Annotated in this window: 18 protein-coding genes and 1 tRNA gene; 9 read left to right on the top strand and 10 right to left on the bottom strand. The window is 56.9% G+C overall.

The features are described 5' to 3' along the window. Positions 1-70 precede the first annotated feature (70 nt). The 5 genes from ACUZ9Q_RS06845 to ACUZ9Q_RS06825 form a co-directional block, all read right to left on the bottom strand. Entirely contained in the window at positions 71-637 is a 567-nt protein-coding gene (locus ACUZ9Q_RS06845; RefSeq protein WP_308584345.1) for a GNAT family N-acetyltransferase, read from the bottom strand. Between the two features lie 34 nt (positions 638-671). Next, positions 672-1181, bottom strand: coding sequence for a nitroreductase family protein (locus tag ACUZ9Q_RS06840; protein ID WP_297147612.1), 510 nt, complete (start codon positions 1179-1181; stop codon positions 672-674). 242 nt (positions 1182-1423) lie between these two features. Beyond that, a complete protein-coding gene (locus ACUZ9Q_RS06835) occupies positions 1424-3721 on the bottom strand; it encodes an FAD-dependent oxidoreductase (protein ID WP_449247585.1) in 2298 nt (765 codons plus the stop codon). Positions 3722-3741: 20 nt separating this feature from the next. Further along, positions 3742-5373, bottom strand: a complete 1632-nt coding sequence (locus tag ACUZ9Q_RS06830; RefSeq protein WP_192111718.1) for a glutamate synthase-related protein — start codon at positions 5371-5373, stop codon at positions 3742-3744. After that, complete coding sequence (locus ACUZ9Q_RS06825; RefSeq protein ID WP_297147618.1) at positions 5361-6362, bottom strand: glutamate synthase; 1002 nt, start codon at positions 6360-6362, stop codon at positions 5361-5363. The genes ACUZ9Q_RS06830 and ACUZ9Q_RS06825 overlap by 13 nt, the downstream gene beginning before the upstream one ends. 703 nt (positions 6363-7065) lie before the next feature. Between ACUZ9Q_RS06825 and ACUZ9Q_RS06820 the strand changes: the two genes are divergently transcribed. From ACUZ9Q_RS06820 to ACUZ9Q_RS06810, 3 genes are all read left to right on the top strand, one after another. After that, positions 7066-8820 (top strand): methyl-accepting chemotaxis protein, encoded by a 1755-nt coding sequence (locus ACUZ9Q_RS06820; RefSeq protein WP_227119410.1) that lies wholly within the window; start codon positions 7066-7068, stop codon positions 8818-8820. A 266-nt stretch (positions 8821-9086) separates the two neighbouring features. After that, positions 9087-10652, top strand: coding sequence for a carboxylesterase/lipase family protein (locus ACUZ9Q_RS06815; protein WP_449247584.1), 1566 nt, complete (start codon positions 9087-9089; stop codon positions 10650-10652). 102 nt (positions 10653-10754) lie between these two features. Then, positions 10755-12368, top strand: a complete 1614-nt coding sequence (locus ACUZ9Q_RS06810; RefSeq protein ID WP_449247583.1) for an aldehyde dehydrogenase family protein — start codon at positions 10755-10757, stop codon at positions 12366-12368. A 95-nt stretch (positions 12369-12463) separates the two neighbouring features. Here the strand turns inward: ACUZ9Q_RS06810 and ACUZ9Q_RS06805 are convergent, their stop codons facing one another. After that, complete coding sequence (locus ACUZ9Q_RS06805; RefSeq protein ID WP_449247582.1) at positions 12464-13282, bottom strand: phosphodiesterase; 819 nt, start codon at positions 13280-13282, stop codon at positions 12464-12466. A gap of 256 nt (positions 13283-13538) precedes the next feature. On the opposite strand from ACUZ9Q_RS06805, the gene ACUZ9Q_RS06800 reads away from it, so the two are divergent. The 6 genes from ACUZ9Q_RS06800 (at position 13539) to ACUZ9Q_RS06775 (ending at position 18688) form a co-directional block, all read left to right on the top strand. Beyond that, positions 13539-14591, top strand: coding sequence for an ABC transporter ATP-binding protein (locus tag ACUZ9Q_RS06800; RefSeq protein WP_227119414.1), 1053 nt, complete (start codon positions 13539-13541; stop codon positions 14589-14591). A gap of 156 nt (positions 14592-14747) precedes the next feature. After that, the gene (locus ACUZ9Q_RS06795) at positions 14748-16031 is read left to right on the top strand and encodes an ABC transporter substrate-binding protein (protein WP_192111711.1); all 1284 of its coding nucleotides are present in this window, start codon (positions 14748-14750) and stop codon (positions 16029-16031) included. Between the two features lie 76 nt (positions 16032-16107). Next, positions 16108-16992, top strand: a complete 885-nt coding sequence (locus tag ACUZ9Q_RS06790; protein WP_192111710.1) for a carbohydrate ABC transporter permease — start codon at positions 16108-16110, stop codon at positions 16990-16992. Further along, positions 16989-17825, top strand: coding sequence for a carbohydrate ABC transporter permease (locus tag ACUZ9Q_RS06785; protein WP_192111709.1), 837 nt, complete (start codon positions 16989-16991; stop codon positions 17823-17825). The genes ACUZ9Q_RS06790 and ACUZ9Q_RS06785 overlap by 4 nt, the downstream gene beginning before the upstream one ends. 339 nt (positions 17826-18164) lie before the next feature. Then, the gene (locus ACUZ9Q_RS06780; protein WP_192111708.1) at positions 18165-18473 is read left to right on the top strand and encodes a c-type cytochrome; all 309 of its coding nucleotides are present in this window, start codon (positions 18165-18167) and stop codon (positions 18471-18473) included. A gap of 139 nt (positions 18474-18612) precedes the next feature. Continuing rightward, positions 18613-18688, top strand: a tRNA-Val gene (locus tag ACUZ9Q_RS06775). Between the two features lie 126 nt (positions 18689-18814). Here ACUZ9Q_RS06775 and ACUZ9Q_RS06770 read toward each other — a convergent pair. The 4 genes from ACUZ9Q_RS06770 to ACUZ9Q_RS06755 all read right to left on the bottom strand — a co-directional run bounded on the left by ACUZ9Q_RS06770 (position 18815) and on the right by ACUZ9Q_RS06755 (position 24834). Continuing rightward, on the bottom strand, positions 18815-22423 hold the full coding sequence (locus ACUZ9Q_RS06770; RefSeq protein ID WP_449247581.1) for an alpha/beta fold hydrolase: 3609 nt from the start codon (positions 22421-22423) through the stop codon (positions 18815-18817). Between the two features lie 317 nt (positions 22424-22740). Further along, the gene (locus ACUZ9Q_RS06765; RefSeq protein WP_449247580.1) at positions 22741-22995 is read right to left on the bottom strand and encodes a hypothetical protein; all 255 of its coding nucleotides are present in this window, start codon (positions 22993-22995) and stop codon (positions 22741-22743) included. Between the two features lie 28 nt (positions 22996-23023). Next, positions 23024-23437, bottom strand: coding sequence for an OsmC family protein (locus ACUZ9Q_RS06760; protein ID WP_449247579.1), 414 nt, complete (start codon positions 23435-23437; stop codon positions 23024-23026). Between the two features lie 326 nt (positions 23438-23763). Continuing rightward, complete coding sequence (locus tag ACUZ9Q_RS06755; RefSeq protein WP_192111704.1) at positions 23764-24834, bottom strand: 2,3-butanediol dehydrogenase; 1071 nt, start codon at positions 24832-24834, stop codon at positions 23764-23766. Positions 24835-25113: the final 279 nt, after the last annotated feature.

Here is a 25113-nt window from a genome sequence, read left to right as displayed (position 1 = left end):
GTACGCCAGATCACTACCCACTTCAAAATTACTCTTTCGCCCTTAGACAACAGGTTACGATCACTTAGGGCTATGATATCACGCCAGTGGTGTCGCCGAGACCCAGTGCCCGCTGCATCAGCACAACATCAACCCACTGGCCGAGCTTGTAGCCCGCAGACTGGAGCACACCCGCGTGCCTGAAGCCGTGCGCCGCATGCAGGGCAATGGAACCAGCGTTGCCGCTGTTGCCGATAACAGCCACCATCTGCCGCCAAGGGCCGCGCTCGCACCGCGCAATGAGCGTTTGCAGCAGCGCATGCCCAAGCCCTTGCCCCATTGCCTGTTGGGCAACATAGATGGAATCTTCCAGACAGAATCTGAAAGCAGACCGCGTGCCGTACAGCCCGGCGTAACAATAGCCCACAACAGTATTGTCCTGCCGGGCCACCAGATAGGGCAAGCCAAGAGCAAGCACGGCCTGACGGCGGCGCCCCATTTCTTCCACACTGGGTGGCAGTTCTTCAAACGTTGCCAGCCCATGCAGCACATGCCAGGCGTAAATGCCCTGCACTGCCGCCATATCATCTGGTTGCGCGTCATCCACAACAATGTGCGGCGCACAGCCCGCGCCGGGGCGCAAAGGTTGTGAATCCATGAGTCCAGGCCTCGATGTTGCGGAGTAAAGCTGTTTACCAGCCGTTCAGGTGAACCTTGCTTTCGTTGAATCTGTCCGCCTCGGCAAAGGGCTGCGCAGGGTGCCCCATGACCACAAGACCGAGCATGTTGATCTGGGCCGGAACATTGAGCAGGTCGCGGATAGGTTCAACGCGGTCTTCAAAGGGGTACATACCGCACCACACCGTGCCAAGGTTCAGGCCACGCGCGGCAATCAGCATGTTTTCCAGCGCAGCAGTGCAGTCCTGCTGCCAGTAGCCGGGAGCTTTGGCTTCATCTGGATTGGCGCAAACCACAATAGCCACAGGAGCTTCAGCGGCCATTTTGGCATAGGGGTGCCGCTCGGCAATGGAGGCCAGCAAAGCTTTGTCGCGCACAACCACAAAGTGCCAGGGCTGTTTATTGTGTGCGCTGGGCGCGCACATGGCGGCCTTGAGTACGAGCTGCAAGTCTTCATCGCTCACAGGCTCGGCTGTGAATTTACGTATACTGCGGCGGGTAAACAGCGCTTCAAAAACGTCCATTGGACTTCTCCTGCTAATACTGGCTGTGAAACCGCATACTGCGATTGCGTATAAAGGGACACAATTGTATTGCGGTCTGAAACAAAGAAATCGTGCCTGTGGGCAGTATGCAATAATTCTGTTTTAAACAAAAGTGCAGGATGTCCGGCGCTAATGGCGCAAAAAGCCCCCTTTCTTACCCGTTTTGCGGGAGAAAGGGGGCTTTGCGTTCATTCAGGGCAGGCAAAAAGCCCGCCAGAGGTCTAGCTCATGTCCCAGTTGGGATACATGGTCCAGATGCCGCAAGGGCAGATGCCTGCGCAGATGCCGCAACCGATACAGCGGGCAGGATCAGAAACGTATTCAAATCCGCCGCCAGCGGTTTCTTTACGGTCAATGGCCTTCTCCGGGCAGGATTTGAGGCACATCTTGCAGTCGCGGCAGGTGCCGCAGCTCACGCAGCGGGAGAATTCATCCTGCGGCGTGGGCAGATCACGGTCATGGCACTTGGCAAAATAGGCCGTGTGCAGCCGCGTGGAAGGCACGAGCTTTTTCTTTTCCGGCGTGTAGGTTTCGCCGCGCACAAAGGCATCCGCGGCAAAGGCGGCATCGCGGCCCGTGCCAATGGCATGCACCAGCAGGCCTGGCTTGATAACGTCGCCCACCGCAAAAACGCCATCCATGACGCTGAGGTCGGGCTTGGGCACGATCCATTCGCGGAACTTTTCCAGACCTTCCGGCAGATATGAAAGGTCGGGCGATTCGCCAATGGTGATAATGACCATCTTGCCCGGGATGAGCGTCCCTTCCTGGGTGATGATGCCGTTATCAGTGACTTCCTTGGTCTGCACGGGCCACACAAGCTTGCCGCCCAGCCCTTCAACATGCTCAATTTCGTGAGCAAAGGCGGCGGGCTTCTGCACGTCGATGCAGGTCACCTGCTTGGCGCCCATGGCGTATGCGCCCACTGCGGCGTCCATACCCGCGTTGCCGCAACCGATAACAATCACGCTGTCGGGCACGGCGGGCTTTTCGCCCTTGTTGATGGCTTTCAGAAAGTCGATGCCAGCCACGATCTTTTCGTGTCCGGGCCAGGGGAAGATGCGCGGCACATGCCCGCCGGTGGCGACCACCAGGGCAGAGTGCTTTTTGCGCAGTTCCTCGAACTTTTTGGCGTCAACAGGGTAATTGTTCACAAAGGTCACGCCCATGTCCTCAATGCGCTTGAGTTCCTTGCGCAGCAGGTCATGGTTCAGACGGGCACGGGGAATCACCTGCTCAAGCTTGCCGCCCATGACGGAGTCGGCTTCGTACACGGTGACGTCGTGGCCCAGGCGGGCAAGCTGCCAGGCAGCCGTGAGGCCGCCAACACCGCCGCCGATCACGCCAATGTGCTTGCCGGTGCGGGTTTTGGGCTTATCGACCGTGATGTCCGCAGAGCAGGAACCGAGCTTGCCGATCTGCACAGGGCTGTCCAGATCAGTGCGCGTGCAGCTCTGCATGCAGGGGTTGGGGCACACGCTGCCGCAGACGGAACCGGGGAACGGCGTGTAATCCAGCACCATGCGGTAGGCTTCTTCCACATTACCTTCACGCAGAAGATTAAGTCTGCGCTGGGTAGGGATGGATGCCGGACAGTTGAATTCGCAAGGGGCGGCATACTCGGCGTTCTGCCACATGGGCACACGCAGGCGGTAATCGCCGCGCGCCACCAGCCCGTTGACCATAAAGTCATCGGGGGCAACATCGCTGAAAATACCGCTGGGTATCCATTCCTTGCTGCGGAACTGCCCAAGGCTCACAACTTCCTTCTGACCGCGCTCCTCAAAGGGCAGCGGCGTGATCTTCTGCCACTGGCTCCAGTCGCACAGTTCGCTGCGCAGGCTGGGCTGATCAATGGCCATCAGAAAGTCGTCAAGACCAGCGTCAAGCCAGGCGATGTCTTCATCGTCCAGGGGGTTGAGGCGCACGTCCTTGGGCAGCTGTCCAACAGGCCCACGGAAGTAGACAGCACCGCCAACCATGCCGACGCAGGAGCGTTCGCCCATGACTGAGGCAATGTCCTGGCTGTCATGGCCGCACACAACGGCCTTGCCGCCGCCCATGAATTCAAAAGAGAAGCTGCCCACGCTCTTGAGCACCCAGAGTTCCGGGGCTTCATAAAGGGGGTCGTGCTTCATGAGGGAGCCAGAGCGGGTACCCGCGCGGCCACCAATATAAACAGTACCGGCTGCCGCGCAATGGGCCGCAGTGTCGCCCGCATCGCCGCGCACCACAATGCGCCCGCCCGCGTTCAACCAGCCTACGTCCGCCGAGGCGGAGCCTTCAACCAGAATCTCCGTGTTGGGCAGGCACATGGAGCCTACCCGCTGACCGGGGTTGCTGACCTTGAAGGTCAGCTTTTTTCCTTCCTTGTTCCACAGGGGGCCACCGATATCGTGCTGGCCCGAGGCCTCAATATAAAAGTCAGTCTCACCCTTCTCTACCGCCGCCTCAATGGCCAGCAGCAAATCCTGGGTGGACATGCGCTTGTGTTCGTCTACCGTGCTAACGCGCAGCATGTTCTGCTCCTCGCCAAAGTCTAACAGGCGTACTGGATATCCAGCTTGTCGGCCACAGCCTTGTCCGTGGTAACCAGGGCGTCGGAGCGCCCAACCGGCAGCGAACTGTTGCCCACAGGGGCCAGCAGCTTGCGCAGTTCGGAGTCAAAGGCCAGCATGTAGTCCACAATGTTCTGCGCGCCCCTGTCCACATCCAGCCTTTTGACCAGACGCGGATCCTGGGTGCATATGCCCGTGGGACATTTGCCGGTATTACAGGCATTGCAGCGGCCATGCTCATTGCCGACGCAGCCCAGCAACTGGATGAGGATCTTGCCGATGATAACGCCGTTGGCGCCAAGGCAGATCATCTTGAAGGCATCCGCAGCCGCGTTTCCGGTCAGGCCTATGCCGCCGCCAGCCCACAGGGGAATCTGCCCCTGAAGACCCTGGGCAACGGCAGCCATGTAGCAGTCGCGCAGCTTGGAAACAATGGGATGCCCGGTATGCTCCAGCGAAACCTCGTTGGCAGCGCCAGTGCCGCCCTGAATGCCGTCGATGAAGAACCCGCCGCAGATCTTGTAGGGATCGCGCAGCAGGTTGTTGTAAACGGAAACAGACGTGGCAGATGCCGCGCACTTGATGGCCACCGGCACGCGGAAGCCAAAGGCCGCATTGAGCGAAAGGTGCATTTTCTGCACGGATTCTTCAATGGAATACAGGCCCTGATGGTTCGGCGGCGAATGCAGGGTCGCCTTGGGTACGCCACGGATAGCCTGAATGTGCGGAGCCACCTTGGCTGCGGGCAGCAGGCCGCCGTCGCCGGGTTTTGCACCCTGCCCAATCTTGATGAGCACGCCTGCCGGGTCGGTCTTCATGCGGGGCATGGCCTTGATGATGCGGTTCCAGCCAAAGTGACCGGAAGCGATCTGCAAGATCATGTACTTGAGCTGGTCGGATTCCAGCAGCTTGATGGGCATGCCGCCCTCGCCCGAGCACATGCGCACGGGCATGCCGCAGTGTTCATTAAGATAGGCTGCGGCAAGGGCAATGGCTTCCCACGCGCGGGTGGAGAGCGCGCCGATGCTCATGTCGCTGAAGATGGCGGGGTAAATCCAGTGCACCGGAGGGGTGCGCTCGGTCAGCACAAGGCTGTCGCCGTCAACGCGCAGGGGCAGTTCCTTGGCAAGCATGACGCGGCCAAGGGGCGAGCGGATATCAAAGGTGTGACGCTCGGAATCCAGCGCGGGGTCGGTCATCTGGCTGATGCGGCCCACAAAGATGGAATCGAGCGTGCGCGGCGGGTTCAGGTTGGTGCGCCCGCCCCGTTTGACGGGGCCGTGGTGACGCGCCAGCACAGGAAACCGTGTATCCTGGTTACGCACGGGTTTGATGGCCGCGTTGGGGCAGATTTTTTCGCACATACCGCAACCCACGCAGGAGTTGGGAATGCTGGCCTTTTGCATGATGACCGGGCGCGCGGAATGCTCCTGCGTCGGGTCGGGAAAGGCCTTGCGCGAAAGCGTGATGCTGCGGCGCATCATGCCCACTTCAATGGCGTTGAAAGTACACGCCGCCACGCACGAGCCGCACATGGTGCACAAATCGGGGCGGTATTCTATCTTCCAGCGCAGGTCGTTAACACTTACGTCCTGAGTTCTTACTGATTCCATCGCTGCACCGCCAGATCGTTGTCAATAACCACCATTTCCCGTTCATTGGGATAGATGTCGTTGGAGATGTCGCGGTCGGGCATGATGGCGTTCAGACCGCAGACCTCGGAGGCGATGGCCACCATGTCCGAGTTTACGCCCACAACAACGGGCCGCAGCTTTTTGGAGTCGCAGCAGGTAATCATCTTGCCGTCAGGCAGAAGGCCGATGATGGTGTTGGGGCCGTTGATCTCCAGGTGCGCAAGGGATTCGCGAATAAGATTCAGCACCTTGCGGTCAGCGCGCTGTTCCGCCTCCACAAAAGGCAGGGGCGTGATCACGTGCTTGTAATACTTGATGGGCCAACGCAGCTCATGCAAGACATAGTGCAAGGTGTACAGAAAGTTCTGCGAGTCGGATTCAAAACCCACATAGCCCCTGTGCAGCGACTTCTGGAACTCTTTGTTCTTGGTGAAAAACGTGTTCTCGCCGTTGGCGCACACAGTGTAGCCCTGCAAAAAGAAGGGATGCGCCGCGTAACGCACGATGGCGTAGTTGGTGTTCTGGCGGCACTGGGTCACGATGTTGCGCGCGGTCAGGCGGCCATCGTCTTTCCATAGTCGAAAATATACAGCTATGTCGGCAGGATCACCGATTTCTTTAAGGGTCAGCACATCGGGCCAGAACGAATAGACAAAGCCATTCTTTTTCTCGGCCAATAAGTCCCGCAGCTCAAGGCGCGTGTCCAGCAGCAGGTTTTCGCGATCTTCCTGACTACGGGAGCGGTATTCCTCCGGGTAGTCATAGTTGCGGAAGACGTAACGGGGCATGGCCTCAATCTTGAGGCCGGGGCGTTTGTCCACTTCAGGCACCCACTGGGCAACCTGCACAAAACCCTTTTCTTCCATGTAGTCGTTGACCAGTTGCACGCCCTCGGGGGTGCAGGCCAATGAAAGCAGGGGTTTGTCTTTGTAGTGGCTGAACACGCCCTCCAGGTCTTGCATAACCATAGCAAAACCGGAGTTGTCATGCCCTTCCTGCTGCGGCAGCATTAGATTGAGCGCCATTGAGGGGGGTACAGGCGTCTTGCTCTTGATGGAACCAATTCTGCACATAGCTGTTAACCTCGGGAAAATGCGTCACTTGAAGACCAGCCCGCAAAACTGGGCTACAGGGACGCGAATGAACCCTCTCGTAGGGTGCAATGTTGACTGACCTTTTGGTATAGTCTGAAGACATGACCAAAACGCACCACGAGTTGAAGCATGGGACTGTCAAAGACAGCCTCTGCGCTCCAACCGGCGGATCCACACTGGCGGTTGCGTTCGGCCTCTGGCGCAGGGGGGAAATTGAGTTTGCTACAAACCTTTTCGATGGGCAAGAATAAATTGATGTCATGCATCAAAAAAAAGCTACAGTGTTTATGTTTTGATACCATATATAAAAACTGGTGGTTGTACGTGAAAAAACTCGTAAAGTTCTGCAAAGATCTCACAATGTGCAAATTTTTTTGCAAATTTGACATATTGCCATAACATAATATTGGCATTGTCCGATATTTTTTTTAGAATCAGATTTAGCTGGGCAGAATTTATGCCCTTTTAAAAGGCATCTGATAACGCATTTCATAAAATATGGTTATTCCCCCCTGCGAGGTAAATGATGAATGTGAGAATGTGGCTCGTTACCCTTTGCTGTGGGTTTGTCGTAGGCATGGCAACCCTTTTTTTCACCAACACCCACATGTCCACACTGGTTTTTACGGAAGTAACCATTCCCCAGCTTTCGGCTGCATTGCAGTCAAAATATGAATACGGCCTGAAAAGTGTTGTGGATGTTGCCGCGCAAGATCTTGCCGACAGGCTCAAGGGAGTTTCTGACCCCAAGGAGCAGTACGCGCTGATTGAAAAATACACAGATTATCAGCGTTTCTTTCCCAACGACGAGGGGTACCTCTTTACCTATAAAACAGACGGCACCCGTATAAATGTGCCCACCAACAAGGCGCAGAACGGCAAAAACGTTATTGATCTCAAAGACAGCGACGGAGTCTATTTTATACGCGAGTTGATTGAAGCCGCCAAAAAGGGCGGAGCGTTTGTGGCTTACCGCTTTGACAAGCCGGGGGCTGGCATACAGCCCAAACTGGCATACACACGCATGATACCAGGCACTGACGTCATCATCGGCACTGGCGTGTATATCGACAGCGTTGAGGCGGAACGCACCCGTGTTGCCAATCTGGTTGCCGAGAGAAATGACCATTACGATAACCTTGAGCTGCTTATTGGCGGTGGCATCCTTGCTATCATTCTTGGCTTTGCATGGCTGATTACCCGCATTATCTGCCTGCCCTTGCGGCAAATCACCGGCGAAGCGGAAAAGGTCGCCCAAGGTCAGGAGGCCGCCCTGCCCGCACTCACAGCATCCTGTCCGCTCGAAATCCGGCGGCTCAATAGTTCGCTGGGCATGATGATAGAAAACCTGCATGGCCGCATTGAAGAAGCAGCAGACAAAACCCGTCAGGCCGCTGAAGCTCTGGATCACGCAAAAGTAGCGCAGGCCGCAGCCGAAGAAGCCAAGCTGCGTGCGGAATCTGCCCGGAGGGAAGGCATGCTCGCTGCCGCCCATCAGCTTGAATCCATTGCCGAGGCGCTCTCCTCCGCTTCATCTGATCTCTCGCACCAGATCAAACGATCTGATGAAGGCGCGGAAGAATCTTCCAAGATGCTTTCTGGCGCAGCCACTGCCATGAATGAAATGAACGCCACAGTTCAGGACGTTGCCAGAAACGCCGGGCTGGCATCTGGCGCATCGCTTGAAACCCGCGACAAGGCTCTTGCTGGCGCAAAGATCGTGCAAAACGCCGTGGAAAGCATCACTGAGGTGCAGACCCATTCGCTTTCACTCAAGGAAGACATGAACCGCCTGAACGAGCACGCGCAGGCCATTAACCAGATTATGGGCGTCATTTCCGACATTGCGGACCAGACCAATCTGCTGGCGCTGAACGCGGCCATCGAGGCCGCCCGTGCTGGCGATGCCGGCAGGGGGTTTGCCGTTGTGGCGGACGAAGTGCGCAAACTGGCGGAAAAGACCATGGTTTCCACAAGCGATGTGGCCAAGGCAATTCAGGCCATTCAGGACAGTACCGCCAAGAGCATGAAGGGTGTTGAAAACGCTGTGGGTTCCATCGGCGTGGCTACGGATCTGGCCGGGCAATCCGGCGCGGCCCTGCAAGGCATTGTGGAAGTTGTGACCGCCACGGCAGATCAGGTGAACGCCATTGCCGCCGCCAGTGAAGAACAGTCGGCAGCAAGCGAAGAAATCAACCGCAGCATTGTTGAGGTCAATGAGGTTTCGCGCCTGACGGCAGAGGCCATGAATCAGGCTTCCACAGCCGTTGCCGACCTCACCGAGCAGGCCAAAAAGCTCGCCGCCCTTATTCAGGAGATGAAGCAGGGCTAGGCTGCTCTCCCCGTCATTCTGGTTCCCGGTTTGCGCTTGCACGGCGCAGACCGGGAACCTTTGTTTTGCAGGTGGAACGGCATGCGGCGGCATGCAAGTTAGCTCAAACGCACAGGCAAACGCTCCTTGCGTTTTTGTCCGCAACACGCCACATTTGCAAAACGTTCTGCAGCGGGCGGTCTGTTGCAGTGCGCCTGTGCGAGGCAAACTCCTGTACAGGCAAGTGACCCTGTGAAGCGTCCCATTGTCCCTTTTCAGGAACGTTCATGAAAAACCGCATCCTCATCCTGGTGGTGTTGCTCTTGTGTGCCTGTGCCCGTCCAGTATCCCGGCATGAAACGTCCGCCGACACCCTTGCAGCCACTCAGTACGGCGAGGTGCAGGGATTTGCAGCGGCTGGCGTCAAAACATGGCTTGGCATTCCTTATGCCGCACCGCCAGTGGGCGAACTGCGCTTTCGGCGCAACCAGCCGCCTACGCCCTGGCAGGACGTTAAAAAGTGCGTGGCCTTTGGCAACAAACCTATCCAGTACATGAACATGTTCGGGCTTGAGCGTTCGCGGGTTCCTGCCAGCGAAGACTGCCTGTACCTCAACGTATGGGCGCCGCTGACCGCCGCCAAAGAAGCCAAGCTGCCTGTATTCGTATGGATATACGGCGGCGCGTACCACATGGGCGAAGGCAGCGACCCCATGTACGACGGCGCGTCCTTTGCCAGAGACGGCGTGGTCTTTGTCAATTTCAACTACCGCGTCGGCCCCTTGGGTTTTTATGATTTTTCCATGTACGACAAGAGGTTTGAATCCAACTGCGGCGTTTCAGACCAGATTGCCGCCCTGCGCTGGGTGCGCGACAACATAGCCGCATTTGGCGGCGACCCGAACAACGTGACCATAGCGGGCGAATCCGCAGGCGGCACGGGCGTGTACAACATGCTGGCATCGCCCGCCGCAAAAGGTCTGTTCCAGAAGGCCATCGCGGAGAGCGGCGTCACAGGAAATACCGAATCGCGCCGCATGGTCGAGATGAACAACACCATCTTTTTTGAAAAGCTGGGTATCAATCCGCGTACAGACATGGCCAAACTGCTGGATATGCCCGCGCAGGACATGCTTGCGGCGGCTACGTTCACGCTCAAGGAAGGCCCGCGCCGCCATCCCGGCATCTTCATGCCCGGCCCGGTCAAGGACGACCTGCTGCCCATGCACCCGTGGGAGGCTATGGCCCAGGGCAATGCTCGCGATGTTAAGGTCATTCTTGGCACCAACCGCAACGAAGGCACGCTGTTTGCCCTGCTGGGCCTGCTGCCCAGGGACTGGCAACAGGTGGAAAAGATGCTCCGCGACAATGGCGCGGCTGCCAGTATCCCCGCGGTATCGGAGTTGTACGCCAATGAAAAGGGCATGAAAAAGCTGACCACCCTCGCGGGCGACCGGGCATTTGTGGTGGATATGGTCAAAAGCGCCGATGCCCAGAGCGCCTTTAACAGCACCTATGTGTACCGCTTTGACTACGCCCCCCTGCTGCCGGAGCTGTTTTTGCTGGGCGCTGCGCATTCAACAGAAATTTCCACCGCGCTTGCCACCAATGATCATCCCTTCTGGCTGCTCACGCCCGCATCACGCCGCGAGGAGCTTACGCAGTCCATGCACGGAGCGTGGCTGAACTTTGTAAAAACGGGCAATCCCAACGGCCCCGGCGTTGCGCCCCTGTGGCCGCAATACGAAGCAGGGCGGCGGCTCACCTATATTTTTGACCAGACAAACACCGTGGAATCGAATCCCCACGGCGCTGTCTATGAAGTGTGGAAAGATATTCAGCTGTACCAGTAAGTTGCGGGTCGGCTTCATTGACATGAAGCGCCCGGCTTCTTACCCTCCACACGACAACAACTTTTTCACTGCTTTCATCTGCTGAAAGTTCAGGAGGCACACATGACCGAAGCCAATATCCAGCCCGGCGCTGATTTTTCGCCGGATGTGGACAATATACCCGAAGATTGCGTTCTTGAACCGCTCCATGAGCGCCGCTACCTTGTTGGCGGGCATTTGCTTGAGTGGAATGGCCCCGTGCACACCGTGCATTCGCCCCTGTATGTGAACGGCGAGCAGCGCGTCATCGGCTCCTGCCCGGAACTGACCGAGGCGGAATCTCTGGCGGCAGTGGAAGCCGTGAGCAAGGCGTGGGACAATGGCCGTGGAGCGTGGCCCACCATGCGCGTGGAAGACCGCATTGCCCGTGTGGAAGAATTTGCCCGCCGCATGCTGGCTGTGCGCGATCAGGTGGTGCGCCTGATGGTGTGGGAAATCTGCAAGCCGCTCAACGATTGCCGGGCGGAATTTGACCGCACCATCGACTACATCCGCGCCACTGTGGATGCCCTTAAAGACCTTGACCGCGCCTCCTCCCGATTTGTGATCGAGAGCGGCATTTACGCCCAGATCCGCCGCGCGCCGCTTGGGCCTGTGCTGTGCATGGGGCCGTTCAACTATCCGCTCAACGAAACCTTTACCACACTTATTCCGGCCCTGATCATGGGCAACCCGGTCATCGTCAAAACGCCCCGCATCGGCAAGCTGCTTTATGCGCCCCTGCTTGAGGCCTTTGCCGACTGCTTCCCCGCCGGGGTGGTGAACATCCTCTTTGGCGACAGGCGCGTGGCCATTCCCGCGCTGGAATCTGGCCGCATCAGCGTGCTGGCTTTTATCGGCTCAAGCCGCGCTGCCGATGCCCTGCGCCGTCACCATCCCTCGCCCCACAGGCTGCGCTGCGTGCTGGGGCTGGACGCCAAAAACGCTGCCATCGTGCTGCCCTGCGCCGACATGGATTTGACCGTATCCGAGGCCGTGACCGGGGCGCTGAGCTTCAACGGCCAGCGCTGCACGGCCCTGAAGATCTTTTACGTCCACGCTTCGCGCACCGAGGAATTTCTGGCAAAATTCAGCGAGGCCATTGCCGCCCTGCCCATGGGCCTGCCCTGGAAGCCGGGGGTCAAAATCACCCCGCTGCCCGTACCCGGCAAGATAGACGACCTGCGTGAACTGGTGGACGAAGCTGTTGCCAAGGGCGCGCGCATTGCCAACCCGCGCGGCGGCACCTTTGACCGCACCCTGTATTATCCCACGCTGGTTGCGGGAGTTACCGCTGAAATGCGCCTGCACACGGAAGAACAGTTTGCCCCAGTGGTGCCTGTGGTTTCGTACAACGACGTGTCGGAAGCCGCAGAGGCGGTAATAGCCTCCCCCTTCGGCCAGCAGGCCAGCATCTTCGGTACAGACCCCGATGCCGTGGCCGCGCTTATCGACCCCATGGTCAATCAGGTGTGCCGCGTCAACATCAACAGCCAGTGCCAGCGCGGGCCGGATACCTTCCCCTTCACAGGGCGCAAGGACTCTGCGGAAGGCACGCTCTCTGTCAGCGATGCGCTGCGCGCCTTCTCCATCCGTACACTGGTGGCAGCCAAGGGTTCCGCACCCAACAAGGAACTGATTTCGGACATCGTGCGCAACAGAAAGTCCAACTTTCTGTCCACTGATTTTCTGTTCTAGACGCTGATTTTGCTGGAAAACTAAAAGTTGAAGTGAAACATGAAAGGCCGCGTAAGCGGCCTTTTTCATTGCATAAAAACTGAGATCATTTTCATCTACCCCAACTTCGGCGGGTGGGAGAAGCTGAACAGTCCACGCTCGGCAAACTCCCCCGGTACGCGGCAGTAGTGCGTGTTCACCCGTCCATCAACAAAGTGGTGGAGCAAAAATGCCGGGGCTTCATCTGTAAAATCATCCCCGCCAGTGGCGCAGAAATCCGGCACTATGTGCATGCACACTGGTGGAGCCGTCAATGCCGCCACTCCGTGCCACATGGTGAACATGTACCTGTGCAGATGCCCGCAGCAAAGCCTCACATTGGGAAATTTCTCCAGTATGCGGCCAAGGCTCTCGCCATTTTCATATGGCTCGTCCATCACGCCAAGGGCTGTGATAAAGGGCGGATGGTGGGTAAAGACCAGCGTGGGTCTGCCTGGCTGGGCTGCCAGCGTTTTTTCCAGCCACGCCGCCACGGGCGCGTCAAAATGCCCGGAATGCGAGCCGGGGCGGGTTCCGTCAAAAAACACAAGCCGCAAGGGAAAATCCTCAACCGTATAGCACAGGTAGGGGGCAACAGCCGCATCCGCAGGGCAATACTGCCCAAGCCCGGCCACAAGATTTTCACGCTTATCATGGTTGCCGGGTAGCACATACACGGGCATGGGCAGCGCAGACAGCGCCTCTGCCGCAATGACATAGCCGCCGGGCTGGCCGTTCACCGAAATATCCCCGCTCAGCACAAGACAATCGGGCAGTTGGGGCAAGGCCGCAATGTGGCTCACGGTTTTTTCCAGCAGCAGCGCACCGTCAGACACGTTGAATGCCAGGCTGCGCCCGGCGCCCACATGCGGATCAGATATGTGTGCTACAAACATGCCAGTACCTCCCCTCGACATTTTCAACTATTTTTAATCACGGCAGCATGTTGCGGTCAAGCCAGCCTTTGTCACAAAACTGTAACGCTGCTGCCTGTAATGTAACGAATACGAAAGCTATCGTTCTTGCCACAAGGCGCAATTAGTGGTAATTAAAATCAAATTTTCTCCATGCAGGCAGCACGGCCTTGTGTTACGCCTCTGGAGCCTGACCGACCACGCCCACAAGCGCGCCCATCCACGAAAGGAGCTGAACTTGTCCGCAATACGTCTTGAAAACGTATGTAAACAGTGGGGTGCGACCCACGCTGTAAAGAACGTATCCTTTGAGATCAATGAGGGTTCCCTGCTTGTGTTGCTCGGGCCTTCCGGCTGCGGCAAATCTACCACACTGAGGCTCATTGCCGGGCTTGAGAGCGTTTCCGGCGGGCGCATCTACATTGGCGACCGCGACGTTACCGACCTGCCCCCGGCAGAGCGCCATCTGGCCATGGTGTTCCAGTCTTACGCGCTTTTTCCTCACCTCACAGTACGGGAAAACATCCTCTTTGGCCTCAAGGTGCGCAAAGTGCCGGAGGCCGACCAGATGAGGCGGCTGGACAACGCCGTTGACGTGCTTGGCCTTTCCGGCCTGCTGGAAAGAAAGCCCTCCGCCCTTTCCGGCGGTCAGCAACAGCGCGTGGCCCTTGGCCGTGCGCTTGTGGCCGAAGCGGCAGTGTGCCTCATGGACGAACCGCTCTCAAACCTTGATGCCAAGCTCCGGCTCGAAATGCGGCGCGAAATCCGCGACCTGCAACAGCGCCTGGGCATGACAATGGTCTACGTTACCCACGACCAGACAGAAGCCATGAGCATGGCCGACACCATCATTCTGATGCAGCACGGGCATATCGTGCAGAACGATGCCCCTGTCGCCATGTATTCCAAACCCGCCACTACCTTTGCGGCCAGCTTTATCGGCACGCCGCCCATGAACCTTCTGAGTGTTGCCATGTGCAGGGGGCAGGCGGTCATCAAGGGCAATGAATGCTGCCCTGTGCCAGGCGCTGTTGCGGCCGAATGCACGCTTGGCATCCGCCCCGAGCATATCCAGGTAACGCCTGACGGCCTGTGGGAGGCTGAAGTGCTGAGCATGGAATACCTTGGTGCGGATTCCGTGCTCGCTTGCAGCCTGGGCCAGCAGCAGGTGGCTGTGCAAATGGCAGGCAACCCCGGTTTTAAACCCGGCCAAAAGCTGCGCCTGAACTTTGCCGCCGATGCCCTGCACTTTTTTGAGACAGAATCGGGCAAGCGCATGGGCGCGGCATAGAACGCTTGCACCTTCACGCGGCATTGCGCGCCAATTTTGCTGTCTTTTGTCGCGCGACTGTCATAATCATCTAATTTTGATACACATTTGCCCCTTTTCGGTAACATTCAGGCGATAGTACGGATACAGCCCCCAAACCCCTTTGAGGAGAAATCCATGAAACGTATTCGCTCGTTGTTTTTGGCAATTTTCTGTATCTGCCTGTGCGCTGGCAGCGCGCTGGCGGCTCAGACCAACCTTACATTTTACTTTCCCGTATCCGTGGGCGGGCCCATCACCAAGATCGTGGAGGGCATGACCCAGGAATTCATGAAAGAAAACCCCGACATCAAGATTACGCCTGTGTATTCGGGCAATTACCGCGACACTATCACCAAGGCCCTTACCGCCCAGCGTGGGGGCGAGCCGCCGCATGTGGCCGTGCTGCTCTCTACCGACATGTTCACTCTCATTGATGAAAACGCCATCGTTTCCTACGACGAAATTGTCGGCAAGGACAACATGGCCTTCACCAAGGATTACTTTCCCGGCTTTATGCGCAACAGCCAGACCGAAGGCAAAACCTGGGGCATTCCTTTTCAGCGCTCAACCATCGTGATGTACTGGAACAAGGAGATGTTCAAGGAAGCAGGCCTTGACCCTGAAAAAGGCCCCGCCACATGGCAGGAACTGGTCGAAATGGGCAAGAAGCTCACCAAGAAGGACGAATCCGGCAAGGTCACCCAGTGGGGCGTTGCCATTCCCAGCACCGGCTATGCCTACTGGATGCTTCAGGCCCTTGCCATTACCAACGGCGTTGAACTGATGAATGATGCGGGCAACAAGGTCTTCTTTGACAACCCCAAGAACATTGAAGCCCTCCAGTTCCTCACCGATCTTGCCTACAAGTACGAAGTTTCGCCCAAGGGCACCATTGACTGGTCCACCACGCCCCGCGATTTCTTTGAGCGCAAAACCGCCATCATGTGGACCACCACCGGCAACCTCACCAACGTGCGCACCAACGCCAAGTTCCCCTTCGGCGTGGGCATGCTGCCCGCCAATACCCGCCTTGGCTCGCCCACCGGCGGCGGCAACTTCTACATTTTCAAAAATTCTACGCCCGAAGAACGCAAGGCTGCCGTCAAGTTTGTGCAGTGGATGACCACTGCAGAACGCGCCGCCCAGTGGGGCATTGATACCGGCTATGTGGCCGTGCGCCCCGATGCCTGGAAGACCGAACGCATGGAAACCTACGTGAAGGGCTTTCCTTATGCCGCCGTGGCCCGCGACCAACTGGCCCACGCCGTGCCCGAACTCTCCACCCACGAAAACCAGCGCGTGACCAAGGCTCTGGACGATGCCATTCAGGCCTCTGTTAACGGCTCCAAAAAGCCTGACGCCGCTCTCAAGGATGCCCAGCGCGAAGCTGACCGCATTCTGCGCCGCTACCAGAAGTAAACAAGCATTGTGCTGCCAGGGGGGATTGCCCCTCTGGCAGTTCTTTCGATTCAATCAGACGCAAGAGAGCAGCCCTATGTTCAAACCCGAAACCATGCGGCAAATCAACGCATGGCTGCTTTTGCTCCCCGGCTTTGCCCTGGTGGTGACGTTTACGCACTATCCTGCGGTGAGCACGTTTATCCACAGCTTTTTTATGGATGGCCGGGGTGGAGCGCCTGCCCAGTTCGTAGGGCTTGAGCAGTACCGCTATCTGCTGGACGACGAGGTTTTTCTCAAATCGCTGCGCAACAACATCATTTTTGCCTGCTGCACCATCCCCTGCTCCATGTCGCTGGCCATGCTCATGGCCTTTCTGGTCAATGCGCGGCTGAAGGGGCAGGCATTTTTGCGGCTGTGCTACTTTGTACCCACAGTGCTGCCAATGATCGCCGTGGCCAACATCTGGCTGTTTTTTTACACACCCGATTACGGCCTGCTTGAGCAGTTGCGCTTTTTTCTGGGCGCGAGCACGGGCATTAACTGGCTTGGCAGCGAGCAGACCGCCCTGTTCTGCGTGATCAGTGTTGCAGTATGGAAGGATGCGGGATTTTTTATGATTTTTTACCTCGCGGCATTGCAGCAAATCCCACCCAGCCTTGGGGAAGCGGCCATGCTTGAAGGGGCTTCGCGCGCTTATTATTACCGCCGCGTGGTCATTCCCCTGCTCATGCCCACAACGCTTTTTGTGCTTATCAACGCCACCATCAACGCTTTTCGCATGGTGGATCATCTCTTTGTGCTTACGCAGGGCGGCCCCAACAACGCTACCTCGCTGCTGCTCTACTACATTTACGAAACCAGCTTCAAATTCTGGGATACAGGCTACGGCGCAACGCTGACCATGGTGCTGCTGGGCTTTCTTGGTTTTGCCGCCTTTGTGCAGTTTGGCATCATTGAAAAAAGGGTGCATTACAGATGAACGAACAGCGCAATATGTACGACAGCCGTGGATTTTCGCGCGTGCTGGACACCACCGCCGCCTGGATGCTTGCCATTCTGTGGGCTTTGCCGCTTTTTTACGCCATCTGGACTGCCTTTCACCCGGCGGAGTTTTCTACCCGTTTCAGCCTGACTGCCCCGCTGACGCTTGAAAACTTTGCCAATGCCTGGAAGGCCGCGCCCTTTGCCCGCTATTTCGTCAACACCATCATGCTGGTCACGCTGACCACGGGCATGCAGCTTGTGCTCTGCACTCTGGCGGCCTACGCCTTTGCCCGCTACGACTTCAAGGGCAAGGGCATCGCCTTTGCGCTTATCCTCATGCAGCTCATGATCATGCCAGATGTGCTGGTGGTGGAAAACTACTCCACCATGTCCAAGATCGGCGTGCTTGATTCCACCCTTGCCATCAGCCTGCCCTATATGGCCTCGGCCTTTGGCATTTTTCTTCTGCGCCAGACCTTCAAGAGCGTTCCGAAAGAACTGGAGGAAGCCGCCGCTGTGGAAGGGGCCAACACCCTGCAGGTGCTCTGGCATGTGTACGTGCCGTTGGCCAAACCCACCTACGCGGCCTATGCGCTGGTTTCCATCAGCACCCACTGGAACAACTTTCTCTGGCCGCTCATTGTGACCAATTCCGTCAATTCGCGCCCGCTGACCGTCGGCTTGCAGATATTCTCGGCTACGGAACAGGGCGTGGACTGGACAATCATCACCGCTGCAACGCTTATGACCTCCGGCCCGCTGCTGGTGGCGTTTTTGCTGTTCCAGAGGCAATTTGTGCAGTCGTTCATGCGGGCGGGCATCAAGTAGGCCGCACACGTCAACACGCGCAAACCACAATACCCAAGCCCCAACGGTTGCCGACTCGCAACCGCTGGGGCTTGGGTATTGTGGGTATTTCCACCTCACCTCCTGTGCGCCCCTTAATGACATCAGGCGGAATGCCTGCCTTACAATTAGCAATGACAGGCGTTCCAAAGCGGCAATGCGGGCTTTTCGTGATAACGTGGTTGGAAAACAGCCGCGATCCTGCCGCATAATACCCCTTGTGGAGTGCGGGTCTTGGGGCATATGCTGAAAAAGACCAAAAGTCTGGCTGCTGTGCGTCCAGGCTGGCTTTTCAAACAGAGTAACCCACAGGAGGGTTCCATGACCTTTTCTGCTAACTCATTGAAAATTCTTTTGGCGGCCGGGCTGCTGCTGGCTGGTACTGCTGTTGCGGCTCAGGAGAGCGCGGGGACAGGGCAGGAGATGTACAACAAGCTGTGCTCGGGCTGTCATTCGGCCAGCCCAGCGGCAATGAAGGGCAAACCTGTAGATTCGCTGGTGGCTGGCATGGAAAGGGTCAAAAACCTGAGCAATGCCACAGGCGCCGCGGCCCGAATGCAGCAGACCGTGCAGAGCCTGAGCCCCGAGCAGGTGAAGGACATTGCGACATATCTTAACCAGATGAAATAACTGTAATCGCAGCAAAGTATCAGGCTGATAATCTGACAGCCCCAGCACTGTGACCGGGGCTGCTCTGCTGTAGCGCACAAAATTGCGCTTGCAATGTGCTGAATAACAGGGCATATAGCTGCCTGTGCTACGCTGTTTCGGGCAGTTAGCTCAGTTGGTTGAGCACCGCCCTTACAAGGCGGGGGCCACAGGTTCAAGTCCTGTACTGCCCACCAAATATGAAAGGGGTTATCCTAAATGGATAGCCCCTTTTTTTGTATGTAAAAAACTCCCTTCCAGTCATATCTATAGCATAGCGCCGCTATGCGTGTGCCCACGCTGCGAGATGCTGATGTCCAATCTCACCCCATCGACATTCCGCACTCATCTTCTTCAGTCGGCACACCTGCACCCTGCTGCCCAAAAAGGTCGCAGATATGCTCTGCCACGCCATCAGCAAGGCCGGGTGAAAGCATGCTTTGATGCGTGCCCGCCGTCCAGCGGAGGGTGATGTTTTTTTCAGGCAAAAAACGGCTCCAGCCCTGATACTGGTCATTAAAATCAATGTAAGGATTACTGGCAAAATCCAGAGCGCGGATATACAGAATACGCAAGTCAGATGGCGTTGGGCTGTCATAACGCGCTGCGGCAATGGCGTTGAGCCTGTACGTCTGCAACAGGTTTTCCATCTGAGCGGGGCTGAAATGGGGCGGCAGCAGTCCGGCTTTTTCGCCGCATTCCACCAGATACGTCATTCTCTCAGCCCTGTTCATGTCCCGCAGTTTGTCCGCATCAAAGGCCAGAGCTTCATGGAGCTGATTTTTCAACAGTTCCACATCATCCTTGGCTGCAAGCAGCTTGGCCCTGGTATTGTCCAGCACCGTGTCCAGTATCAGAACCGGGCCAGGGTCGCCCCCGCGCGCGGCGAACAGGCAGGCCGCCTCATAGGCAAGGAGGCCCCCGAAACTCCAGCCGCCAAAAACGATGTTCTCCGTTGCTACCTTGAGGATTTCATCAAGATAAATCGCGGCCAAATCCTGAACACTGTGCAGCTCCGTATTCAGAACAGTTTTTTCAGCCTGAAAGCCCGCAGGCTCCACGGCATATAGGGTATAGCGCCCATCCAGTTGCCGGGCCAGATCGCTGTAGCAAAACACGCTGCCGCCCACTGGATGAAACAGGAAGAGATTTTTTCCGCCTTCACTATGGCAAAGCTTGATGATGGGGCTGTTGCGCACGTATGCCTTGTCCTCTATAAGTTCGGCCAACCGTGCAATACTGGAGTGGGTCATCAGCTCGTTGACTGCAATATGAACGCACAACTCTTTTTCAATCATGGCAACAAGGCGCACGGCCATGATGCTGTGCCCGCCAATGCTGAAAAAACTGGCTTCCGCATCGCTTACATCCATGCCCAGTAGCCGTTTCCAGATAGCGGCAAGCGTCTGCTCCACAGCCCCTTGCGGGCAGCGCCCTGCAACGGCCTCTACCCTGCCCAGCGGGGGCGGCAGCGCCCTTTTATCCACCTTGCGGTTGGGCGACAGAGGCAGCTCCAGCATTGGCACAATATAGTCCGGTACACAAAAAGGCGGCAACTGCTGCTCAAGATAGCTGCGCAAATCCACCGGATTCACGGCTCCTACTACATAGGCGGCAAGACTTTTGTCGTTGCCAGCCTGATAGAAATCCGCGACCACGGCCACCTGCCGCACACCGGGAAAGCTCCCAACGGCCTTTTCCACCTCGCCGATCTCTACCCGGTTGCCCCTGATCTTGACCTGCTGATCCTCCCGCCCCCGATAGTAAACTAGGCCGTTTTGAATAAAGCCATTGTCGCCAGTGCGATAGCAGCGCCGCCCGGCGTATTCGGTAAAAGCATCGGCGCTCTCGCCATTCAGATAGCCGCGCGAAACGCCCGCGCCCGCGATCCACAGTTCCCCGGTTACAGATTCCGGCACTGGGCGCTGATGTTTATCCAGCACGAAAATAGTCACGCCTTCAAACGGCCTGCCAATGGGAAAGGCCGTAAAATCCGCATGATTGGCGCGATCAATGCGAAAGGAACTGCTGTCTACCGTGCATTCTGTAGGGCCGTACACATTGAACAGCACCACATCTTCGTTGCCGGGTATGGCATAAAATTTCTGAATGACATCTGGCCGCAGCACCTCGCCAGCCAGCAGCACACGCCTGAGCGGCAGGGGCTGGTGGCGCTCCTGCAGATAATCCACCAGCACATTAAAAAAGGCCGGGGTCATGTCGCACAGGTCAATGCCCCTTTTGCGGGCGCAGGCGCATAACGCCGCAGGATTTTTACGTTCCTCGTCCGCCATGACATACAAGGGCTTGCCGCAAAACAGCGAAACCGCCAGTTGCTGGATGGACGCATCAAACGAGAGCGGCGCAACCAGCCCCACAGTGCCGCACCCTTCTGAAAACGCCCGCAGGGCATGGATGATGTGCAGGAGGTGGCGGTGCTCCACCACAACGCCCTTGGGCTGCCCTGTGGAGCCGCTGGTGTAGACAATATAGGCGGCAGCGTCCGGCCTGACCGCCGCAAGCGGGGCAACTGGGCAGGCCTCCAGATCTCTCAGGCCAAAGCTTTCTCGCATGGCTCTGGTTCCGTGGGGTCTGGCATCATGAGCGCTTCTGCAAATCTGCACGTCATAGCGAAAGACACCCGACTGACCATTGTCAGAGGGCGCGGGAGCAGCAGGTGAAAATTTTACCTCAACCGGATATGGGCATTCTGCCGCCCAGGCACTAAAGAAACGCCGTGGCACAAACAGCTCTGCCGAGCCCTCAAAACGCAGCAAGGCCGACTGATCGCCCGTGGCAAGAGCATGCTCCCTGATGGCTGCCCGCAGGTCGTCCTTGCGATCCATATCGCGCACAGCGCCCACAAAAATGCTGCCGCCAGCAGTGAGGCGTTCTACTGCGTGGTCAAGCACCCTGCGCAGATAATTGTAGCCGGGAAAGCAATCCACAACGCCGTTGAGCACCACAAGATCAAATTGCTCATCTAAAAAACAGATATCTATGGCTTCCATGCGGTGGATGCTTACAGAAGCGTCACAAGGCAAGGCATGCACCCTGTCCAGTTCATTTCTGGCAATTTCGACCGCCGCATATCGGCTGGAGGCAGAGGCCAGAGCCTGCGCCACCACGCCGGAGCCGCTGCCGATATCAAGCACGCTTTTACCCTTGGCCTGTGTATTTCCTGAGGTGCTGCCGGGGGCACGATTGGGGGCAAGACCCGTTTTTTGCAGCAGGCTGTCTGCCATCCTGCAAAGTTGCGCCAGATCAAGGGGGCGGGCGTCCACATCGTCCAGCCACCCCCGGTCGCTGCCCAGCTCTGCAAGGTGCTCCCAGTATTCTGTGCTGCTCAGACCGCCACTTTCCAGAGCATCCGCAAAATTTGGCGCGTCCAGGCAAAGCACGTGGGTAATGTTGGGGTTGCGATAGCGATGGTATTCCGCCTCGTGCAGTGAGGCTCTGTCCGTCACCAGCAGCCGTACGGGCCTGAGCATGGCTTCCTGCCTGGGGCGCGGCAGTTCACGCTCCACTGGAACATACACCGCACCGGCCCGCATGATGCCAATGGCGGCGGCAAGATACATGGCTCCGCGCTCGCACAGCGCCCCTACTGCCGCTTCCGGCCCGTAGTTTTGCGCCTGTACAAAGGCGGCTATGCGCGCGGAGAAATCCTTCAGTTCCCTGAAGCTCAGGTTTTTTCCGCCACCAGAAAGGGCGAGGCTATCCGGGTTTTCTTCTACAACGGAACAGAACAGGGCTTCAAAGCTGGCCCATCTGTCAGACAAGCCAGACGAACTGGATGAACACGGCATGGCATTGCCGACAGCAGAGAGGTTCGAAGACAACGTGGTTGGCTGGCCTTCAGGGGCAACTCCAGCCGGATTCAGAGCTGCCTTGTTCCTGGGCATCCCAAAGGTGATATCGGCAATCTTCATTGTGCGTCTTCCTCAATACCTTCCAGAAAGCTTATCTGATATGCCAGATAGTCCTGCGCCGTCGCAAAAGCCACTTTCGGGGGGAGATTGTGGTTAAACGCAGCATGGTTGCGCTGTCTTCTTTGTACACAAAGCAAAGCAGTGCCACCCCAGTTGATCCGGGGTGACAACCGACTTTATTCCTTTTTTATCTAGGTCAGAAGCAGTTTTTTTTCAATGGATTAGTTCGTGAAGTGGATAATCAGAAGCACATATAACGGAGCTTGGCAGAGGAGAACGCCAAACCCAATGGCATGGATGAACCATGCAAGCAGCCGCTAAAACTCCAGACCAAAACTGAAACCGCCGAAACAGGAAGAACTCTGAGAACGAAATAACTCCGCTCCAAGCTCAACCTGCGCAAAAAATCCACTGGTATGGTTCGCCCGCACACTGCTATGAACCAGCATGGCGTCCCCGGCCCGGCAGATCTGACCGGCTTTCAAAACCTGGACTGTATCCCTTGAATCTGGCGCTGCTGCTGAACGTTCCGTATTTTTATCCGTCAGAAGCATGGCCACGGCAGCCAGCATTTCAGATATTCCATACTGAGCAGAAGATCTAATCGCTCCATCGGAAGGTAAATACCTGCTCAACATCTGGATGCAGGCTGTGATGAACGCCGCAGGTATTTGCTGCCCGTTCCATTACCATCTTGTCCTTGCTGCTAAATTCCCGGTTGGGCATGTTGAAAACTATTTCGATTCTGCCTATGCGACTTGGCCCCTCGGTTGTCATGGCTTTGGAAACTTCCAATGTTGTTCCGGTCACATCTAACCCATGATTTTCCGCATATGTTGCCAGCATGCTCATGGCGCATGAACACAATGCGGCTGCGCAGAGATCAGTGGGAGAAAATGCCTTGCCTGACCCGCCATGCTCAGGGGTTGGCGTGGTATAAACCTTGGTGCCGCTAAGATTATGAACAAGTTCCACCTGAAGATTACCAAGATATGTTGCGCTGATATTAGACATGCTTATTTCTCCATTGTGCAGTTAAAAAGAAAATTAATATTCCAAAATCATTACTTTTATGTTGCCGTGGCAACACAATTGCAAATTCCAATCTGGTTTGAATACCCGCAAGGCATGTTACCTGTAGTCAATGCCGGACAGATCAAAAAACGCAGCCAACGTTTAATACCCATACAAACAGCCAGACCGCATGCTGGTGCGCATGGGTGCATAAACTAACCGAGGGGTTCCGGACCATTCCGCAACCCCTCTTTCATATCCTGCCCCGCGCACAAACAACTGCGGCAAAACAGCAGGATCATCCCTCAAACACGCCGTCAAGCGCGTCAGGGACGCACAAGTATCTTGATGTTTTCGTCCTTGTTGTTGATCAGCTCAAGAAAGCCCTTTTCCATAATGTCCTTCAGCTCGATCTTGCCGGTAATCAGGTTTTCCGCCTTGATGACGCCTTTGGCCATGAGCGCGGCAAGCCCCTTGAAATCCTCAATGGTGTAGGCCAGCGTGCCCATGACCTTTTTGTCCGTACCGCTGAGGCTGAAAAAGTTGAAGGAACTGGGTTCTTCAAAAATACCCACAATGATGGCCGTTCCGGTGTTGCGCAGCACATCTATGGCCAGCGGGCCGGTGTGCTTGTTGCCAATGCATTCAAAGGAAACATCAGCCCCGGAGCCGCCTGTCAGTTCTTTCACCTTTGCAACCGGGTCGCACTCCTTGGGGTTCACCACAATGTCCGCGCCGCACTCCATTGCCTTGGCAATGCGCGCACGGGACATTTCAAGCACGATGATCTTGCCCGCGCCCGCGGCTTTGGCTGCCATAATGGTGCCAAGGCCGATGGTTCCCGCCCCAAGCACCACCACATTGAGCCCCAGAATGCTGCCCGCCATGCGCACGGCCTTAAAGCCCGTGGCCAGAGGTTCCATGACTGCTCCGGCCTCGGGTGAAACACCATCGGGCATGATAAAGCACAATTCCGCAGGCACATTCACATAGGGGGCGAATGCGCCGTCATTGTGCAGGCCCGTAAAAGCAAGCTTTTCACAAACATTGTAACGCCCTTCGCGGCAAGGCTGACACTCGCCGCAGTGCTGGCAGGCATCTGGCGCAACCATGTCGCCCACCTTCACATTGGTAACGCCGCTGCCCACCGCCACAACCTTGCCGCTGAACTCGTGTCCGAGAATGACGCTCCCCTGCTTGCCCGTAAGCGGATGCGGGGCCTCTGTGGGAATGAATATGGGGCCAGCCAGGTATTCGTGCAGATCCGAGCCGCAGATGCCGCACCAATCAACCTTGATCTGAACCCAACCGGGAGCCGGAGCGGGGGGAACGGGTACAGTTTCAACGCGGATGTCTTTTTTGCCGTGCCAAACTGCCGCCTGCATGGTTTCCGCCATAACTGCCTCGCTTGTTAGATGTTGAATCCGAATACTCTCTTCTTTGCACAGGTCATGCCGTAAAATCCGCGCCAGCAGCGGATGAGCGGACATACCCGGCAGACCGTGCCCCTGCTCGATCGAGAAAAATTGCACATGCAGACAGGCATACCGGAGCCGTAGGCAGTGTTCTGAAGTGGAACAAGGCAAGGCCATCGTGGGCGGAAGTGGAACAGAGAAAAAGCAGGCCGCGAGGACTGAAACAGCAAGCTCCGGCGAAAGCAGATGCCATAAAAAAGG

It is taken from the genome of Desulfovibrio desulfopostgatei (genome assembly GCF_053570645.1).
The sequence above is the reverse complement of the archived record's forward strand: the minus strand, read 5'-3'. Positions and strand labels throughout refer to the sequence as shown.

Excerpts from the sequence above, each read along its gene's own strand:
- ACUZ9Q_RS06845 (WP_308584345.1), bottom strand. The coding sequence starts at position 637 with ATGGATTCACAACCTTTGCGCCCCGGCGCGGGCTGTGCGCCGCACATT.
- ACUZ9Q_RS06755 (WP_192111704.1), bottom strand. The coding sequence starts at position 24,834 with ATGGCGGAAACCATGCAGGCGGCAGTTTGGCACGGCAAAAAAGACATC.
- ACUZ9Q_RS06840 (WP_297147612.1), bottom strand. The coding sequence starts at position 1,181 with ATGGACGTTTTTGAAGCGCTGTTTACCCGCCGCAGTATACGTAAATTC.
- ACUZ9Q_RS06785 (WP_192111709.1), top strand. The coding sequence starts at position 16,989 with ATGAACGAACAGCGCAATATGTACGACAGCCGTGGATTTTCGCGCGTG.
- ACUZ9Q_RS06810 (WP_449247583.1), top strand. The coding sequence starts at position 10,755 with ATGACCGAAGCCAATATCCAGCCCGGCGCTGATTTTTCGCCGGATGTG.
- ACUZ9Q_RS06760 (WP_449247579.1), bottom strand. The coding sequence starts at position 23,437 with ATGTCTAATATCAGCGCAACATATCTTGGTAATCTTCAGGTGGAACTT.
- ACUZ9Q_RS06795 (WP_192111711.1), top strand. The coding sequence starts at position 14,748 with ATGAAACGTATTCGCTCGTTGTTTTTGGCAATTTTCTGTATCTGCCTG.
- ACUZ9Q_RS06770 (WP_449247581.1), bottom strand. The coding sequence starts at position 22,423 with ATGAAGATTGCCGATATCACCTTTGGGATGCCCAGGAACAAGGCAGCT.
- ACUZ9Q_RS06825 (WP_297147618.1), bottom strand. The coding sequence starts at position 6,362 with ATGGTTATGCAAGACCTGGAGGGCGTGTTCAGCCACTACAAAGACAAA.
- ACUZ9Q_RS06830 (WP_192111718.1), bottom strand. The coding sequence starts at position 5,373 with ATGGAATCAGTAAGAACTCAGGACGTAAGTGTTAACGACCTGCGCTGG.
- ACUZ9Q_RS06835 (WP_449247585.1), bottom strand. The coding sequence starts at position 3,721 with ATGCTGCGCGTTAGCACGGTAGACGAACACAAGCGCATGTCCACCCAG.
- ACUZ9Q_RS06815 (WP_449247584.1), top strand. The coding sequence starts at position 9,087 with ATGAAAAACCGCATCCTCATCCTGGTGGTGTTGCTCTTGTGTGCCTGT.
- ACUZ9Q_RS06805 (WP_449247582.1), bottom strand. The coding sequence starts at position 13,282 with ATGTTTGTAGCACACATATCTGATCCGCATGTGGGCGCCGGGCGCAGC.
- ACUZ9Q_RS06820 (WP_227119410.1), top strand. The coding sequence starts at position 7,066 with ATGGCAACCCTTTTTTTCACCAACACCCACATGTCCACACTGGTTTTT.
- ACUZ9Q_RS06790 (WP_192111710.1), top strand. The coding sequence starts at position 16,108 with ATGTTCAAACCCGAAACCATGCGGCAAATCAACGCATGGCTGCTTTTG.
- ACUZ9Q_RS06765 (WP_449247580.1), bottom strand. The coding sequence starts at position 22,995 with ATGCTGGCTGCCGTGGCCATGCTTCTGACGGATAAAAATACGGAACGT.
- ACUZ9Q_RS06780 (WP_192111708.1), top strand. The coding sequence starts at position 18,165 with ATGACCTTTTCTGCTAACTCATTGAAAATTCTTTTGGCGGCCGGGCTG.